Below are 14,619 nucleotides of genomic sequence, written 5' to 3'. Positions count from 1 at the left end.
TGCTTATCATTGTTTTTAATCTGTTTTAGATTCAGTGACTACTTCATCTTTTTCATCTTTGTAAAAATCCGACAGTACCTCTGCCAGATCTTCTCTTGAGAGGAGGCCTTGTAGATCACCATCATCATCCACAACTGGCATTGGAAAATCTGACTTCATCGTGGCAGGAATAATACTTTCTAGCGGCGCATCCGGTGAGAGCACACTCATCTCTTCCACTTTAAACTCATCCATTGGCGCGGCTGCGTTATCTTCCGCAGCACTCTCAAGCGCTTTCTCGCAGACCACTCCCTGAAATCCCTCTTCGGTCATGTAGTAGGCGTAATCGGCTGAGTTCTGTCTCATCTCTTTGAGTGCTTCACCTATTGTCTCTGCAGTCAAACGGTAAGCCGGTGGCTTCATCACAGTATCTACTGTTAATGCCCGTGCTCGGTTCACGTCTTTAACAAAAGCTTCAACATAGTCATCGGCAGGATTAAGCAAAATATCGACGGGCTCCCCAAGTTGAATAAGATCGCCATCTTTTAAAATTGCGATGCGATCACCAATTCTCAGGGCTTCATCTAAGTCGTGAGTAATGAAGATAATGGTTTTATTTAGCTCTTTTTGCAGCTCAACCAATTGATCTTGCATCTCGCTGCGGATCAAGGGATCAAGTGCGGAAAAAGCTTCATCCATCAACAAGATTTCCGCATCCGTACACAAGGCCCTTGCAAGGCCGACACGTTGCTGCTGACCGCCAGAAAGCTGCGATGGATACTGCTTCTCATAACCCGCAAGTCCCACGGTCTCTAGCCACTTGTTTGCTTTATCAACTCTGGTGGCTTTATCAACTCCTTGAACACTTAGCCCATAAGCCACATTGTCCTGAACGTTTCTATGGGGCATCAAACCAAAGCGTTGAAAAACCATCGCCATCTTTTTACGGCGAAATGTTTCCAGCTCCTTGGTATTTAATTTCATCACATCCGTTCCCTCGACCAATATCTGCCCCTCAGTGGGATCGATCAGGCGATTGAAATGGCGGATTAATGTGGACTTACCTGAGCCTGACAAGCCCATAATGACGAAAATTTCACCTTTATAAACATCAAGGTTTATCGCTTTTAAACCTACTGTGTGACCCGTTTGAGCCAAGATGTCATCTTTAGATAATCCCTCTCGAACCATGGGCATCACACTCGCAGGCTTTTTTCCAAAAACCTTGTAGAGATCTTTAATCTCAATAAGCGGCTCTATCTTTACTTCGTTAGACATTATGACCATCCTGCAAATGCTTCTGAGAACGCTTAGCGTATGCTTGAGAGGCTCTGTCGAAAATGATAGCTAACGCAACAATGGCTAAACCATTGAAAAGCCCTAAAGTAAAGTACTGATTAGTAATAGATTTAAGTACAGGCTGGCCTAGTCCCTTTACACCAATCATCGACGCAATCACTACCATCCCCAACGCCATCATAATGGTTTGATTAATCCCAGCCATAATCGTTGGTGCAGCAAGGGGCAGTTGTACGCCTAACAAGCGCTGCATCTTATTGGCTCCGTAGGCCGTCGCGGCTTCAAGAACCTCTTTGTCGACAAGTCTGATCCCTAAGTTGGTAAGACGAATAACTGGTGGGATTGCATAGATAACCACGGCAATCACGCCAGGCACTTTGCCGATCCCAAGCAACATCACCACAGGTATAAGGTAGACAAACGCAGGCATGGTCTGCATGACATCTAAAATGGGGGTGACGGCAGATTGTGTTCGGTCGCTACGCGCCATAAAGATCCCGATAGGGACGCCCAATATAATGGCCAAAAGCGTACAAACAGTGATAATACTTAACGTGCGCATCGTATCCTCCCACATACCGAAATAACCGATAAGCAGAAACGACACAACCACACCTAAGGATAGTTTCCAGGAGCGACTGGCAAGATACACCATCGCAGTAATAACGATTAACACCGCCCACCATGGAGATTGCACTAATAGCTTTTCAAACCAGATCAAAAAATCAAGTAACGGACTAAAAAAGGACTCTATTTCATCACCATATTCACGGGAAAAATCACGAAAAGCACCGTCTAATGACTTTCGTATCTCCAGCAGATCGGCACGATCCATCTTAGGAAATTTGCTCAGCCAAGAATCGGCCATAAGTACCTCTATTGTGTTTATGTCTATGCAAAGGGAGGCTGCGAGATCAGTGATCTCGCATTAACGACTTATCGGCTCTTAATGGCTTGTTTCACTTTGGCAGCAACGTCAGCAGCAACCCACTGTGTCCATATATCTTCATAATTTGTTAGAAAATATTCAGCAGCAATATCGCCATCAGCCTGATTATCTTCCATCCAAGCCAGTAGACCATTCATCTGATCGTTGGTAAAAGCGCGTTTGCTGAGGTAGTCAAACCCCTGAACCGATTTTTTAGTGAAATCAGATGTAGTGATGGTTTGAACGAGCGCCTTTGGATACATGGTCACTTTAGGAGCTGCACACTCAGCTTGAGAGGTACACGCTTTAAAATGCTCAACATCAACACCGGTTCCAAAATCGACTTTGACCATTTTGTACTTACCTAATACCGCTGTTGGCGCCCAGTAATAACCAAACCAAGGTTTCTCCCGCTCATACGCTCGAGCAATGGATCCCGCCAAACCAGCACCTGAACCAGGATCGATGAGATCAAAGCCTGCATGACTCAAATTAAGTGCACGATAAAGATTTTCTGCTGACAATTGACACCCCCACCCAGCAGGACAGCCATAAAAAGCCCCTCGCTCTGGATCTTCAGGGTGTTTAAAGGATTTGACGTTGGCAATAACCCCAGCAATGGTTTGTAAACTCGGGTCTTTATCAACCATATATTGAGGAACCCAGAACCCCTCTTCACCACCATCAGAGAGAGATTGTCCCGCAATCACTAAACGCTTTTCACTTACCGCTTTTTCAATGAGCTCTTTTACACTATTACTCCACATCTCTGGGGCAATATCTGGCTCACCTTTCTCTATCATTGAGGTACTGGTTGGCATAGTGTCGCCGGGAAGCAATTCAGCCTCACAACCATAACCATGTTCAAGAATGAAGCGATCAACATTAGCAATCAGTGACGCTGAGCTCCAATTCATATCGGCAATGGTCACCTTACCGCACTCACCTTCAGCCGATACCTGTTGTGTAAAAATGCTACCTAGTAAGCCAGCGGCTAAAATGATATTTCTCATAGAGTTCCCAATTTAAAGCGGTGAATATGTAACCAACACACTACACAAGTAACCATTAGTGCACAAGTTAGTTTACCAGAGATTAACACTGACATATCATTTTATTCAAAGTATCTATCTAGCATCATTCACCGCTCCATAATCATATGCTTTCAGAGGGATTAATCTGAATATCATTCACCTAGACAAACATTAACGAGTCATAGAGCAAATTTTATTCACTTAATGAAAATGAAGTCGAGTCTGGAAGAAGCGACAAAAAGTGATTAGAGCTCGAATCACTTTTGTCGCCATTATCAAGGTGGGTTTTAAAGGAGATATTTAAAGTAGAAGTAACAGGAAGCTATTTGGCAGACTAAAACTCTTCGAACGAATTCGCCATTTTTATAATCTGTGCTAACGGCACACCATGACTGTTTCGCTTGGCGCACACCGCTTGATGAGCACTGTCTTTTGGATCGCCCATTAACACATAACGCACTTGAAAGCCTAGTGCTTTAGCCGCGGCTTCATAGGCCATCGACTCCCACCTTGTTAAGTTAGTATTATCGCAGATAACGATTGGCTCCCCAGCAGAAAGTGCTTGGATAAACCCCGTTAAGTTTCGCTGGTGATACTCAGATAAACGCTTAACATCAAATTGATATACGCCGTCACGGTAAAACAGGCTATCAGTTGAAAAATAGCCAAATGTAAAAAACCGATCTCTAACCTCAACAGCCTGACGAGCAATAAACTCATTCACCCAATGGGATTTTCCACTGCCGGGAAGGCCACGCATAATGATGGCTAAACCTTGTGTATCACTGGCAACAGCAGGGTTAACCTCATAGGCTTTATCAGGCATCAGTTAGCACTTTTCAGCACTAATGCTTCAGTTACATCACAACTCGAGTTACTGATAACTTGCCCTTTGAGTATCTTATCGACCAGCTCAGGTAAAACTTGGCTTGCCTTACCTTGCAAGTGATACTGGAACTGACTATGACGGTCGGCTTCAACCAAATTAACTTCTATGGTCTGTGCACCATGATGGTTTGCCGTATCCACAAACCCTGCCGCAGGGTAAACCGTTCCAGATGTTCCAATAGCGATAAACAGATCACAAGTATCGAGTGCGTGTTGAATTCTATCAAGACCTATCGGCATCTCGCCAAACCAAACAACATGAGGGCGAAGTCGTTGAGCTGGAATACAGCAGGTACAGGTATGAGCAGGACCAAAGGGATCTTTTAGGATAAATGTTTGTCTTGAACGAGGGCAACGTCCCTTTGAAAGCTCCCCATGCATATGAAGCAAACGACGAGAGCCGGCTCTTTCATGAAGATCATCTATATTCTGTGTTACGACTAAGAGTTCTCCATCAAACTCCTGCTCGAGCTTTGCCAAAGCAAGGTGACCCTCGTTTGGTTCTACATCTCCATTATGTAACTGGGTCCAGCGGGTGTTATAAAACGCTTCAACTAACTCAGGATCTCTGGCATAGCCCTCTGGCGTGGCTACATCTTCTATCTTATGCTCCTCCCAAAGGCCATCTTGATCTCGGAACGTTCTTAGGCCCGATTCAGCGGAAATACCTGCGCCAGTTAAAATCACAATCTGCCGATACATCTTCAGTCCTTCTTTTTATCTTTATTATTTAATTGGTTTCACTATACCCTGCCAAAAATTAAGGGCAATTGCTATTGTGCATTAGTATAACGGTCGAATAACAATACAAAAAGTGTGCTTAAATCGAACCAAATATCATCATTAGTGCCTGAATATTGCGTTTTATTTGCTTATCGTCCTATAAAGCAAGATCAAAGGTTTATGTTTTCTGTTACTGCACATATAATGAATTTCAATATCCACATATGAACCGATAATAGCTTAGGTTCTGCAATCAAGAGATAAGTAATGACAGATGGAAATCAAGCGCTAAAGAAAGCGGGTTTGAAAGTTACCTTACCACGAGTCAAGATCCTAGAACTGATGCAAGGACCAGAAAACCAACACATCAGTGCCGAAGATCTCTATAAGCGATTGCTCGACTTAGGTGAAGAGATTGGCTTAGCTACTGTCTATCGAGTATTAAACCAGTTCGATGATGCAGGTATTGTGACACGCCATCATTTCGAAAGCGGTAAGGCAGTATTTGAGTTAGCAACGCAGCACCACCATGACCATCTGGTTTGTCTGTCTTGCGGTAAAGTCATCGAATTTTCTGATGATGTTATTGAAACTCGTCAAGATGAGATCGCGATGAAGCACAATATCAAACTCACCAACCATAGTTTATATCTCTATGGCGTGTGTACCAATGATGAGTGCAACCACGGCGAAGCATAAGGCTCAGTCCTACTTAGTGGCTTTATGAATACAGGCCAATGAATTTAAAACCAGCATAATGCTGGTTTTTTTATGTCATAAATTTGTTCAATCATCGGTCTTCTATCCATATTCGTATTAGGTTATGGTAAACAACACTACCAATATGCAGCAGTTAACCTTCATCACTTTTAGCTTCCCACAGCGAATGTTCGCCCAAATTAAGGATACTTCATGACTATAATGCAAATGGTTTATTGGCTAGTTGCCACATTAGGTAACCTATCAGCACTCTACATATTAAAACTTGAGATGAATGTTATCTCAAGTCTGCTATTACTGTTCACCTTAGGTTATACCGCTGTTGGCTTTTACGATCTAAAATTCAGCCCACACACCTTAAATCGCCTCTACCCAGTCGTCGCTTACCTGCGTTACTTTCTGGAGTCCTATCGCATCGAGATCCAGCAATACTTTATTGCAAATGACACCGAAGAGAAGCCTTTTAACCGCGAACAGCGCTCTCTTGTTTACCAAAGATCAAAAAATGTCCGTGACACTATTGCTTTTGGCACTCAGCGAGATTTGATGGAGGAGAATTATTTAAGCCTGTGGCACTCCCTCTCTCCTAAAGAGGTTAAAGATGATGTAAAGCGCGTGTGTTTCGGTGGGCCTGATTGCACTCAGCCCTATGATGCCTCCTACCTAAATATCTCAGCCATGAGCTTTGGCTCACTCAGTGCCAATGCCATTGAAGCGATGAACTTAGGCGCTAAGCTAGCTGGTTGTTACCATAATACGGGTGAAGGCGGAGCGAGTCCTTATCACCTTAAACATGGTGGCGATGTGGTATGGCAGGTTGGCTCAGGCCTTTTTGGTTGCAGGGATGATGAGGGTAACTTTAACCCTGATACTTTCAAAGCGATGGCAACTCGACCTCAAATCAAAATGATTGAGATTAAACTAAGTCAAGGCGCAAAACCTGGACACGGTGGCGTGCTCCCTAAAGCTAAAATCACCGAAGAGATTGCTGCGATCAGGCATGTTCCTAGAGACAGAGATTGTGTCTCCCCTGCCGTTAACCCTGAATGCACCACCCCAATTGCACTACTGAACTTTGTAAAAAGATTAAGGGAGCTCAGTGGCGGAAAGCCCGTGGGGTTTAAGCTTTGTATTGGTAACCCAGCTGAGTTTCTAGGCATATGTAAAGCGATGCTAGCAACAGGAATAACCCCTGACTTTATCACTGTTGATGGTGCTGAAGGAGGAACAGGTGCAGCACCCGTGGAGTTTACCAATCGCTTAGGAATGACATGCCTAGAGGGAGTTTACTTTGTTCATAATGCACTGATTGGTGTCGGGTTAAGGGATAAGATTCGTATTATTGCCTCGGGGAAAACCGCATCAAGTTTTGATCTACTGTCTAAAATAGCCTTAGGTGCAGATACGGTTAACGCGGCGCGAACTATGATGATGGCACTTGGGTGTATTCAATCACGCCACTGCAACACTAATCATTGTCCTACAGGTATTGCCACTCAAGACCCTGCCCGCTCAAAAGCCTTAAATGTTCACGATAAGAGCTTAAGGGTTAGGAACTTCCACCATAATACCTTGAAGAGTTTTTTTGAACTTGTTGGCAGCATGGGATTAAGCGATCCCATCTTTTTAACTCCTCAGATGATAAAACGCCGCTCGCCTTACGGCCTACTCATGTCTACGGGAAGCTTAATCGAGCCATTGGAAAATGGGGCATTAATTGAAAACAGATGTGATGATGCCTGGTCAAACTGGTGGGAAAGCTGCAGCGCTGAACAGTTTTATGTAGAAGATCGTTATATTCTGAAACCTGCAGAGTTTAAAGTCGCAACACATTAATATCAGAGACCTTAGAGTCTTCATAAGTGTTCCAGACACAAAAAAGGCGCCATAGGCGCCTTTTTTAACTGGAGAATATGATTACCAACCAGTTTTAGTACGTAGAGCTTTACCGATATCAGCAAGAGAGCGAACAGTGGTTACACCAGCAGCTTCTAATGCAGCAAACTTATCTTCAGCAGTACCTTTACCGCCTGCGATAATTGCACCAGCATGGCCCATTCGCTTACCTTCTGGTGCAGTAACACCAGCAATGTATGAAACAACAGGCTTAGTCACATTAGCCTTGATGTAATCGGCCGCTTCCTCTTCAGCAGTACCACCAATCTCACCAATCATCACGATTGCTTCAGTCAGTGGATCGTTTTGGAACATCTCCAAAACGTCGATGAAGTTAGTACCAGGAATTGGGTCACCACCAATACCAACACATGTTGATTGGCCGAAACCTTCATCAGTCGTTTGCTTAACCGCTTCATAGGTAAGTGTACCTGAGCGAGAAACGATACCAACTTTACCTGGCTTATGGATGTGACCAGGCATGATACCAATCTTACACTCACCCGGAGTGATAACACCTGGGCAGTTAGGACCAATCATACGAACGCCAGTCTCTTCAAGCTTCACTTTAACCTGAAGCATATCCAGAGTTGGAATACCTTCTGTGATACAAACGATAAGCTCAATGCCACCGTCAATCGCTTCAAAGATAGCATCTTTACAGAAAGGAGCTGGTACATAGATAACAGAAGCAGTTGCGCCCGTTTCAGCTACCGCGTCTTTAACAGTGTTAAAAACAGGAAGACCTAAGTGAACCTGACCGCCTTTTCCTGGTGATACACCACCAACCATCTGAGTACCGTAATCGATAGCTTGCTCAGAGTGGAAAGTACCTTGACCGCCAGTGAAACCTTGGCAGATAACTTTAGTATCTTTATTGATTAAGACAGACATTATTTGCCCTCCGCAGCTTTAACAACTTGCTCAGCCGCGTCAGTAAGACTTGTAGCAGCGATAATATCAAGATCTGAGTTAGCAAGAACTTCACGACCAAGATCAGCGTTAGTACCTTCAAGACGTACAACAACAGGAACGGTTACACCGACCTCTTTTACTGCACCGATAATACCTTCAGCAATCATGTCACAACGTACGATCCCGCCAAAGATGTTAACCAAAACGGCTTTAACATTGTCATCTGATAAGATGATCTTAAATGCTTCAGCAACACGCTCTTTAGTCGCTCCACCGCCAACATCAAGGAAGTTAGCAGGCTTGCCACCGTGTAGGTTAACGATATCCATCGTACCCATTGCAAGTCCAGCACCGTTAACCATGCAACCAACGTTTCCGTCTAATGCAACATAGTTGAGTTCGAACTTAGCAGCGTGGGCTTCACGAGCATCATCTTGTGATGGATCGTGCATCTCACGGATCTTTGGCTGGCGATAAAGTGCATTACCGTCGATGCCAATCTTACCATCAAGACAGTGGATGTTGCCTTCATCAGTAATAACAAGTGGGTTGATTTCAAGCAGTGCGAAATCATGATCTTCAAACATTTTCGCTAAGCCCATAAAGACTTTAGTGAACTGCTTCAATTGTGTAGGGTTTAGACCTAATTTGAAGCCAAGATCGCGTGCCTGATAAGGCTGAGGACCTGCTAGTGGATCAATGATAGCCTTGTGAATAAGCTCTGGCGTCTCTTCGGCCACAGTCTCAATCTCAACACCACCTTCAGTAGATGCCATAAATACAACGCGACGTGAAGCACGGTCAACAACTGCACCTAGGTACAATTCATTAGCGATGTCAGTACAGCTTTCTACTAAAATCTTAGCAACAGGCTGACCTTTCTCATCAGTTTGGTAAGTCACTAAGTTCTTACCTAACCAATGTTCAGCAAATGCTCTGATTTCGTTTTTATCGCCAGTAACTTTTACGCCACCTGCTTTACCACGGCCGCCAGCGTGTACTTGACACTTAACAACCCACATATCACCGCCAATATGACCTGCTGCTTCTACTGCTTCTTGAGCTGTATCACATGCAAAGCCTTCTGACACTGGTAAACCATATTCGGCAAATAGAGATTTCGCCTGATACTCATGCAAATTCATGATGATCTATCCGTATACTTCTTATCAAATCCAACTGACCTCTATGGGGCCAGTAACGAGGGTATTTATCGGTCACTCCAAGTGAAGGGACCGATAAGGTGTCGCTGCTAATTATAGATCAAGCAGCAGACGAGTTGGGTCTTCGAGGAAGTCCTTAATGGCAACCAAGTAACCAACTGACTCACGACCATCGATAATACGGTGATCGTAAGATAATGCTAGGTACATCATAGGTAGGATTTCAACCTGCCCATTCACTGCCATTGGGCGATCCTTGATGGCATGCATACCAAGGATTGCACTTTGTGGCAGGTTAAGAATTGGGGTGGACATAAGTGAACCAAATACACCACCATTAGTCACAGTGAAGTTACCGCCAGTCATATCATCAACAGTCAACTTACCGTCACGACCTTTAATTGCAAGTTCACGAACATTACGCTCGATATCTGCAAGGCTCATGGTGTCTGTATCACGAAGAACAGGTGTCACAAGACCACGCGGCGTTGACACAGCAATGCTGATATCAAAATAGTTGTGATAAACAATATCATCACCATCTATAGAAGCGTTCACTTCAGGGAAGCGCTTCAACGCTTCCGTTACCGCTTTAATGTAGAAAGACATAAAACCTAAACGGATCCCATGACGCTTCTCAAAAACCTCTTGATACTGCTTACGGATATCCATGATTGGCTTCATGTTAACTTCATTAAATGTCGTCAACATCGCTGTAGAGTTTTTAGCTTCAAGTAGACGGTTTGCAATCGTCTTACGAAGACGTGACATAGGTACACGCTTCTCGCTACGCTCAGCTAATGGCGCAACATCCACCTGTGCACTCGCCGTCGGTGCAGGCGCTGCAGACTTGCTCTTAACAAACGCTTCTACATCTTCTTTTGTAATTCGACCGCCAGCACCAGTACCTTTAACCTGACTTGCTTCAAGACCATGTTCACCTAATAAACGGCGAACAGACGGACTAAGGGCATCATTAGTGTCATCGGCAGCTTCAGGTGTGGTAGCCTCTGCTTCCGCTTTCGTCACTTCTTGACCAGCAACAGCGCCAGCAGTGAACTTAGCGATGACCGCTTCACCAAGAACAGTGTCGCCTTCATTTGCTAGAAATTCAGCTATCGATCCATCTTCAGGGGCAACCACTTCAAGTACAACCTTGTCAGTTTCAATATCAACAAGGTTTTGATCACGTGTTACTTGTTCACCAGGCTGAACATGCCAAGTAGCAATAGTTGCATCAGCAACAGATTCTGGTAGTACGGGTACCTTAATTTCGATACTCATGAGGAGCTATCCTTTTTATTTGTCTATTACTACAGTTTTAATGCGCTATTAATCAAAGATTCTTGCTCTTTGGCATGCAGTGATGGATAACCACAAGCGGGTGCAGCTGATGCTTCACGACCGGCATAGGTTAACTTTGCACCCGCTGGAATTGATGTCCAGAAATGGTGTTGACTACAGTACCAAGCACCTTGGTTTTGAGGCTCTTCCTGACACCAAACAAAATCTTTAACATGCTGATATTCAGCTAAGAGAGAGTCCATGTCCTCATGCGGGAATGGGTAAAGCTGCTCCAAACGAACCAGAGCAACGTTAGTGACATTCTCTTTACGTCGCTTTTCAAGCAACTCGAAATACACCTTACCGCTACAGAACACAACTCTGTCAATCTTACTGTTGTCTAAGCTTTCAACTTCAGGGATCACATTTTGGAATGTCCCTTCTGCGAGCTCTTCCATTGACGATACCGCTAATGGATGACGCAAGAGTGACTTAGGAGACATCACGACCAATGGACGTCGCATAGGTCTAACAACCTGACGACGCAGCATGTGGTAAACCTGAGCTGGAGTTGATGGCACACATACCTGCATATTGTGGTTAGCACAAAGCTGTAGGAAGCGCTCTAATCTAGCACTTGAATGCTCAGGTCCCTGTCCCTCATAACCATGAGGCAGTAACATTGTCAGACCACATAAGCGGCCCCACTTCTGCTCACCTGAGGAGAGGAACTGATCGATAACCACTTGGGCACAGTTGGCAAAATCACCAAATTGAGCTTCCCATAGTGTCAAACCGCCAGGCTCTGCTGTTGCATAGCCATATTCAAATGCTAAAACCGATGCTTCAGATAATACTGAATCAGTAATATCAATAGGACCTTGCTCATCGGCAATGTTACGCAATGGCATATACGCTGTCGCATCGTTTTGATTATGCAGAACAGCATGACGATGGAAGAAGGTACCACGACCAGAATCTTGACCGGTAATGCGGATACGTTGCTTATCTTCAACAATCGATGCATAGGCTAAGGTTTCAGCAAAACCCCAGTCGAGCAGTTTTTCACCACTTGCCATTAAGACACGATCTTTGTAGATCTTAGCCACGCGAGATTGCAGTTTATGGCCTTCAGGTACATAGCTAATCTTCTCAGCTAAGTTCTTGATACGTTCCATAGGCATCTGCGCTTCATAGGCATCATCCCACTCTTTATTGATATAGGGAGACCAATCAACAGAGTGCAGTGTCATAGGACGCCACTCTTCAACAACACAATCACCGTGATCAAGCGCGTCACGATAATCATTGATCATCGAAGTGACTTCATCAGCTGCAAGGGTGCTTTCAGCAATCAAACGATCAGCGTAAATTTTACGTGGCGTTGGATGCTTCTTAATTTTGGCATACATCAATGGCTGAGTTGCACTAGGCTCATCGGCTTCGTTATGACCGTGACGGCGATAACACACAAGCTCGATCACCACATCACGTCTAAACTCATTTCGGTAATCAACGGCAAGCTGAGATACGAAAGCAACCGCTTCAGGATCATCGGCATTCACATGGAATATCGGTGCCTGAACCATCTTAGCAATATCAGTACAGTACTCAGTAGAGCGAACATCTTCTGTGTTTGAAGTGGTAAAACCAACCTGGTTGTTGATAACAATTCGAATGCTACCACCCACTTTAAAACCACGAGTCTGAGACATGTTAAATGTCTCTTGTACGATACCTTGACCAGTAATCGCCGAATCACCATGAATGGTAATTGGCAGAACTTGTAAGCCGCTATCGCAACCACGACGATCTTGACGTGCACGAACTGAACCCATAACTACAGGATTAACAATCTCAAGGTGAGATGGGTTAAACGCAAGGGCTAAGTGGACGTTACCGCCAGGTGTTTTAAAATCAGATGAGAAACCTTGGTGATACTTAACATCACCAGAGCCATTGATCGCATCACTGTGTTTACCAGCGAACTCATCAAACAACTCAGAGGGCTTTTTACCTAAGATATTCACAAGCAAATTTAAGCGACCACGGTGAGCCATGCCCACCACAACCTCTTTAGTACCAGCTTCACCTGCGCGATATAAAATCTCACGCATCATAGGCACTAGCGCATCACCACCTTCCAGTGAAAAACGTTTTGCGCCAGGGAACTTAGCCCCTAGATATTTCTCCATACCTTCAGCGGCATTTAAGCCTGCTAAGATACGAGTTTTAGCGGGTTTATCGTAATTAGCTCTACCTAAAGAAGGCTCTAACCTTTGCTGTATCCAGCGTTTCTCATCGGTATCAGTAATATGCATGTATTCAGAGCCAATTGAACCACAATAGGTGGCCTTCAGGGCTTTAATCAGATCACCAAGCTTCATAGTGTCACCACCATGAGCAAATGAACCGGTATTGAATTCACGCTGCATATCTTCGCTAGTTAAACCGTGGAAGGCTGGGTCCAGCTCAGAAACTTGATCACGCTTCCAAAGCTCCAATGGGTCCAGATTCGCATTCTGGTGACCACGGAAACGGTGGGCGTTAATCATCTGCAGGACTTTAACTTGCTTAGCATCGACTTCAGGATCTGTCACTCGGGCTGAGCCCTTCTGACGACCTTCTAACGCTAAACTACGAAAATAATCACGTACTTTAGAGTGGGCTGCTTCCGGAACATCTTTTGATGCACCGTTCGCGTAAGGGAGGTTATCAAACACCGCTTGCCAGTCTGCTGCAACAGACTGAGGGTCTTCTTGATAGGCTTCATACATCTCTTCTACATAGGTCGAATTAGCACCACTTAGATGTGATGATTCGAGCCAGGCTTTCATGATGCCTTGGTGCATTTCTATTCCTTTCAAACTTTATACACGAATTTAGCCAAGTCTATAAGTATGCATTCTTTGTGATAAATACAAGGAATGCATAATCGTTGCTATCCCGAGAAAATCAGGTTTTCATCATTTCACGGCAAATTGTAGTTCCATTACACAAAAGAGCCACTTTTCAAATGAAAAGTGACTCAATTCGAGCTATATAATTATTGATTTCAGCTCTTGGTCTTGCATTTATACTGCTCTCTTCAGCAACATGGACTTAATATGTCCAATCGCTTTAGTTGGATTCAATCCTTTAGGACAGACATCCACACAGTTCATGATGCCATGGCAACGGAATACGCTATAGGCATCATCAAGTTCAGACAGACGCTCTTCTGTCGCTGTATCACGGCTATCAATTAGGAAGCGATAGGCATGAAGTAAGCCACTTGGTCCGATAAACTTATCTGGATTCCACCAAAATGATGGACAAGCAGTAGAACAACAAGCACACATGATACATTCATATAAACCATCAAGATGTGCACGCTCTTCAGGTGATTGCAGATGTTCACGCGCAGGTGTTTTCTCATCATTAATCAGATACGGCTTTATCTTCTCATACTGCTTGTAGAATTGAGATAAGTCCACAATAAGATCGCGGACAACAGGCATACCAGGTAGTGGTCTGATCTCTATCTTCTTACCTTTGAATGTCGACACAGGCGTGATACATGCCAGGCCATTTTTACCATTCATATTTAGACCATCACTACCACAAACACCTTCACGGCATGAGCGACGAAATGCTAACGTTGGATCTTGCTCTTTCAAAAGCATCAGTGCATCGAGAACCATCATATCGGTCCCTTCAGCGACTTCCAACGTGTAATCCTTCATATACGGCTTCGCGTCTACGTCGGGATTATAGCGATAAATTGCGATATTCAAATTCATCTCAATCT

At 44.3% G+C, this 14,619-nt stretch carries 12 protein-coding genes; 2 read left to right on the top strand and 10 right to left on the bottom strand.

All coding sequences use genetic code 11. From position 1 onward, the window contains the following. Positions 1-15: 15 nt before the first annotated feature. From K0625_RS08545 to cobB, 5 genes are all read right to left on the bottom strand, one after another. Positions 16-1,257, bottom strand: a complete 1,242-nt coding sequence (locus K0625_RS08545; protein ID WP_220109305.1) for a quaternary amine ABC transporter ATP-binding protein — start codon at positions 1,255-1,257, stop codon at positions 16-18. Continuing rightward, complete coding sequence (locus tag K0625_RS08540) at positions 1,250-2,146, bottom strand: ABC transporter permease (protein ID WP_012324476.1); 897 nt, start codon at positions 2,144-2,146, stop codon at positions 1,250-1,252. Before K0625_RS08540 ends, K0625_RS08545 begins: the two co-directional genes overlap by 8 nt. A gap of 68 nt (positions 2,147-2,214) precedes the next feature. Further along, positions 2,215-3,219, bottom strand: a complete 1,005-nt coding sequence (locus K0625_RS08535) for an ABC transporter substrate-binding protein (RefSeq protein WP_220109304.1) — start codon at positions 3,217-3,219, stop codon at positions 2,215-2,217. A 355-nt stretch (positions 3,220-3,574) separates the two neighbouring features. After that, positions 3,575-4,066 carry an ATP-binding protein gene (locus K0625_RS08530; protein ID WP_220109303.1) on the bottom strand — a complete coding sequence of 164 codons (492 nt, stop codon included), beginning with the start codon at positions 4,064-4,066 and terminating at the stop codon, positions 3,575-3,577. After that, positions 4,066-4,830 (bottom strand): Sir2 family NAD+-dependent deacetylase, encoded by a 765-nt coding sequence (cobB, locus tag K0625_RS08525; RefSeq protein ID WP_220109302.1) that lies wholly within the window; start codon positions 4,828-4,830, stop codon positions 4,066-4,068. The genes K0625_RS08530 and cobB overlap by 1 nt, the downstream gene beginning before the upstream one ends. 288 nt (positions 4,831-5,118) lie before the next feature. Between cobB and fur the strand changes: the two genes are divergently transcribed. Beyond that, a complete protein-coding gene (gene fur / locus K0625_RS08520; RefSeq protein WP_012324472.1) occupies positions 5,119-5,550 on the top strand; it encodes a ferric iron uptake transcriptional regulator in 432 nt (143 codons plus the stop codon). Positions 5,551-5,763: 213 nt separating this feature from the next. Continuing rightward, positions 5,764-7,407 carry an FMN-binding glutamate synthase family protein gene (locus K0625_RS08515; protein ID WP_220109301.1) on the top strand — a complete coding sequence of 548 codons (1,644 nt, stop codon included), beginning with the start codon at positions 5,764-5,766 and terminating at the stop codon, positions 7,405-7,407. Positions 7,408-7,488: 81 nt separating this feature from the next. Here the strand turns inward: K0625_RS08515 and sucD are convergent, their stop codons facing one another. The 5 genes from sucD to K0625_RS08490 all read right to left on the bottom strand — a co-directional run bounded on the left by sucD (position 7,489) and on the right by K0625_RS08490 (position 14,611). Further along, entirely contained in the window at positions 7,489-8,361 is an 873-nt protein-coding gene (gene sucD, locus K0625_RS08510; protein ID WP_220109300.1) for a succinate--CoA ligase subunit alpha, read from the bottom strand. After that, positions 8,361-9,527 carry an ADP-forming succinate--CoA ligase subunit beta gene (gene sucC, locus K0625_RS08505; RefSeq protein ID WP_012324469.1) on the bottom strand — a complete coding sequence of 389 codons (1,167 nt, stop codon included), beginning with the start codon at positions 9,525-9,527 and terminating at the stop codon, positions 8,361-8,363. Before sucC ends, sucD begins: the two co-directional genes overlap by 1 nt. Before the next feature lie 111 nt (positions 9,528-9,638). Next, on the bottom strand, positions 9,639-10,829 hold the full coding sequence (gene odhB / locus K0625_RS08500; RefSeq protein WP_012324468.1) for a 2-oxoglutarate dehydrogenase complex dihydrolipoyllysine-residue succinyltransferase: 1,191 nt from the start codon (positions 10,827-10,829) through the stop codon (positions 9,639-9,641). 29 nt (positions 10,830-10,858) lie between these two features. Then, positions 10,859-13,681, bottom strand: a complete 2,823-nt coding sequence (sucA, locus tag K0625_RS08495; protein ID WP_220109299.1) for a 2-oxoglutarate dehydrogenase E1 component — start codon at positions 13,679-13,681, stop codon at positions 10,859-10,861. Positions 13,682-13,903: 222 nt separating this feature from the next. Beyond that, complete coding sequence (locus tag K0625_RS08490; protein ID WP_220109298.1) at positions 13,904-14,611, bottom strand: succinate dehydrogenase iron-sulfur subunit; 708 nt, start codon at positions 14,609-14,611, stop codon at positions 13,904-13,906. Between the last annotated feature and the right edge of the window lie 8 nt (positions 14,612-14,619).

Origin of the sequence: Shewanella nanhaiensis (genome assembly GCF_019457885.1) — a bacterium.
GTDB lineage: Bacteria > Pseudomonadota > Gammaproteobacteria > Enterobacterales > Shewanellaceae > Shewanella > Shewanella nanhaiensis.
The sequence above is the reverse complement of the archived record's forward strand: the minus strand, read 5'-3'. Positions and strand labels throughout refer to the sequence as shown.

Bases quoted from the DNA above. Each gene is read 5' to 3' on its own strand.
- K0625_RS08490 (WP_220109298.1), bottom strand. From the start codon at position 14,611: ATGAATTTGAATATCGCAATTTATCGCTATAATCCCGACGTAGACGCG.
- fur (WP_012324472.1), top strand. From the start codon at position 5,119: ATGACAGATGGAAATCAAGCGCTAAAGAAAGCGGGTTTGAAAGTTACC.
- K0625_RS08540 (WP_012324476.1), bottom strand. From the start codon at position 2,146: ATGGCCGATTCTTGGCTGAGCAAATTTCCTAAGATGGATCGTGCCGAT.
- K0625_RS08530 (WP_220109303.1), bottom strand. From the start codon at position 4,066: ATGCCTGATAAAGCCTATGAGGTTAACCCTGCTGTTGCCAGTGATACA.
- odhB (WP_012324468.1), bottom strand. From the start codon at position 10,829: ATGAGTATCGAAATTAAGGTACCCGTACTACCAGAATCTGTTGCTGAT.
- sucC (WP_012324469.1), bottom strand. From the start codon at position 9,527: ATGAATTTGCATGAGTATCAGGCGAAATCTCTATTTGCCGAATATGGT.
- sucD (WP_220109300.1), bottom strand. From the start codon at position 8,361: ATGTCTGTCTTAATCAATAAAGATACTAAAGTTATCTGCCAAGGTTTC.
- sucA (WP_220109299.1), bottom strand. From the start codon at position 13,681: ATGCACCAAGGCATCATGAAAGCCTGGCTCGAATCATCACATCTAAGT.
- cobB (WP_220109302.1), bottom strand. From the start codon at position 4,830: ATGTATCGGCAGATTGTGATTTTAACTGGCGCAGGTATTTCCGCTGAA.
- K0625_RS08515 (WP_220109301.1), top strand. From the start codon at position 5,764: ATGACTATAATGCAAATGGTTTATTGGCTAGTTGCCACATTAGGTAAC.
- K0625_RS08545 (WP_220109305.1), bottom strand. From the start codon at position 1,257: ATGTCTAACGAAGTAAAGATAGAGCCGCTTATTGAGATTAAAGATCTC.
- K0625_RS08535 (WP_220109304.1), bottom strand. From the start codon at position 3,219: ATGAGAAATATCATTTTAGCCGCTGGCTTACTAGGTAGCATTTTTACA.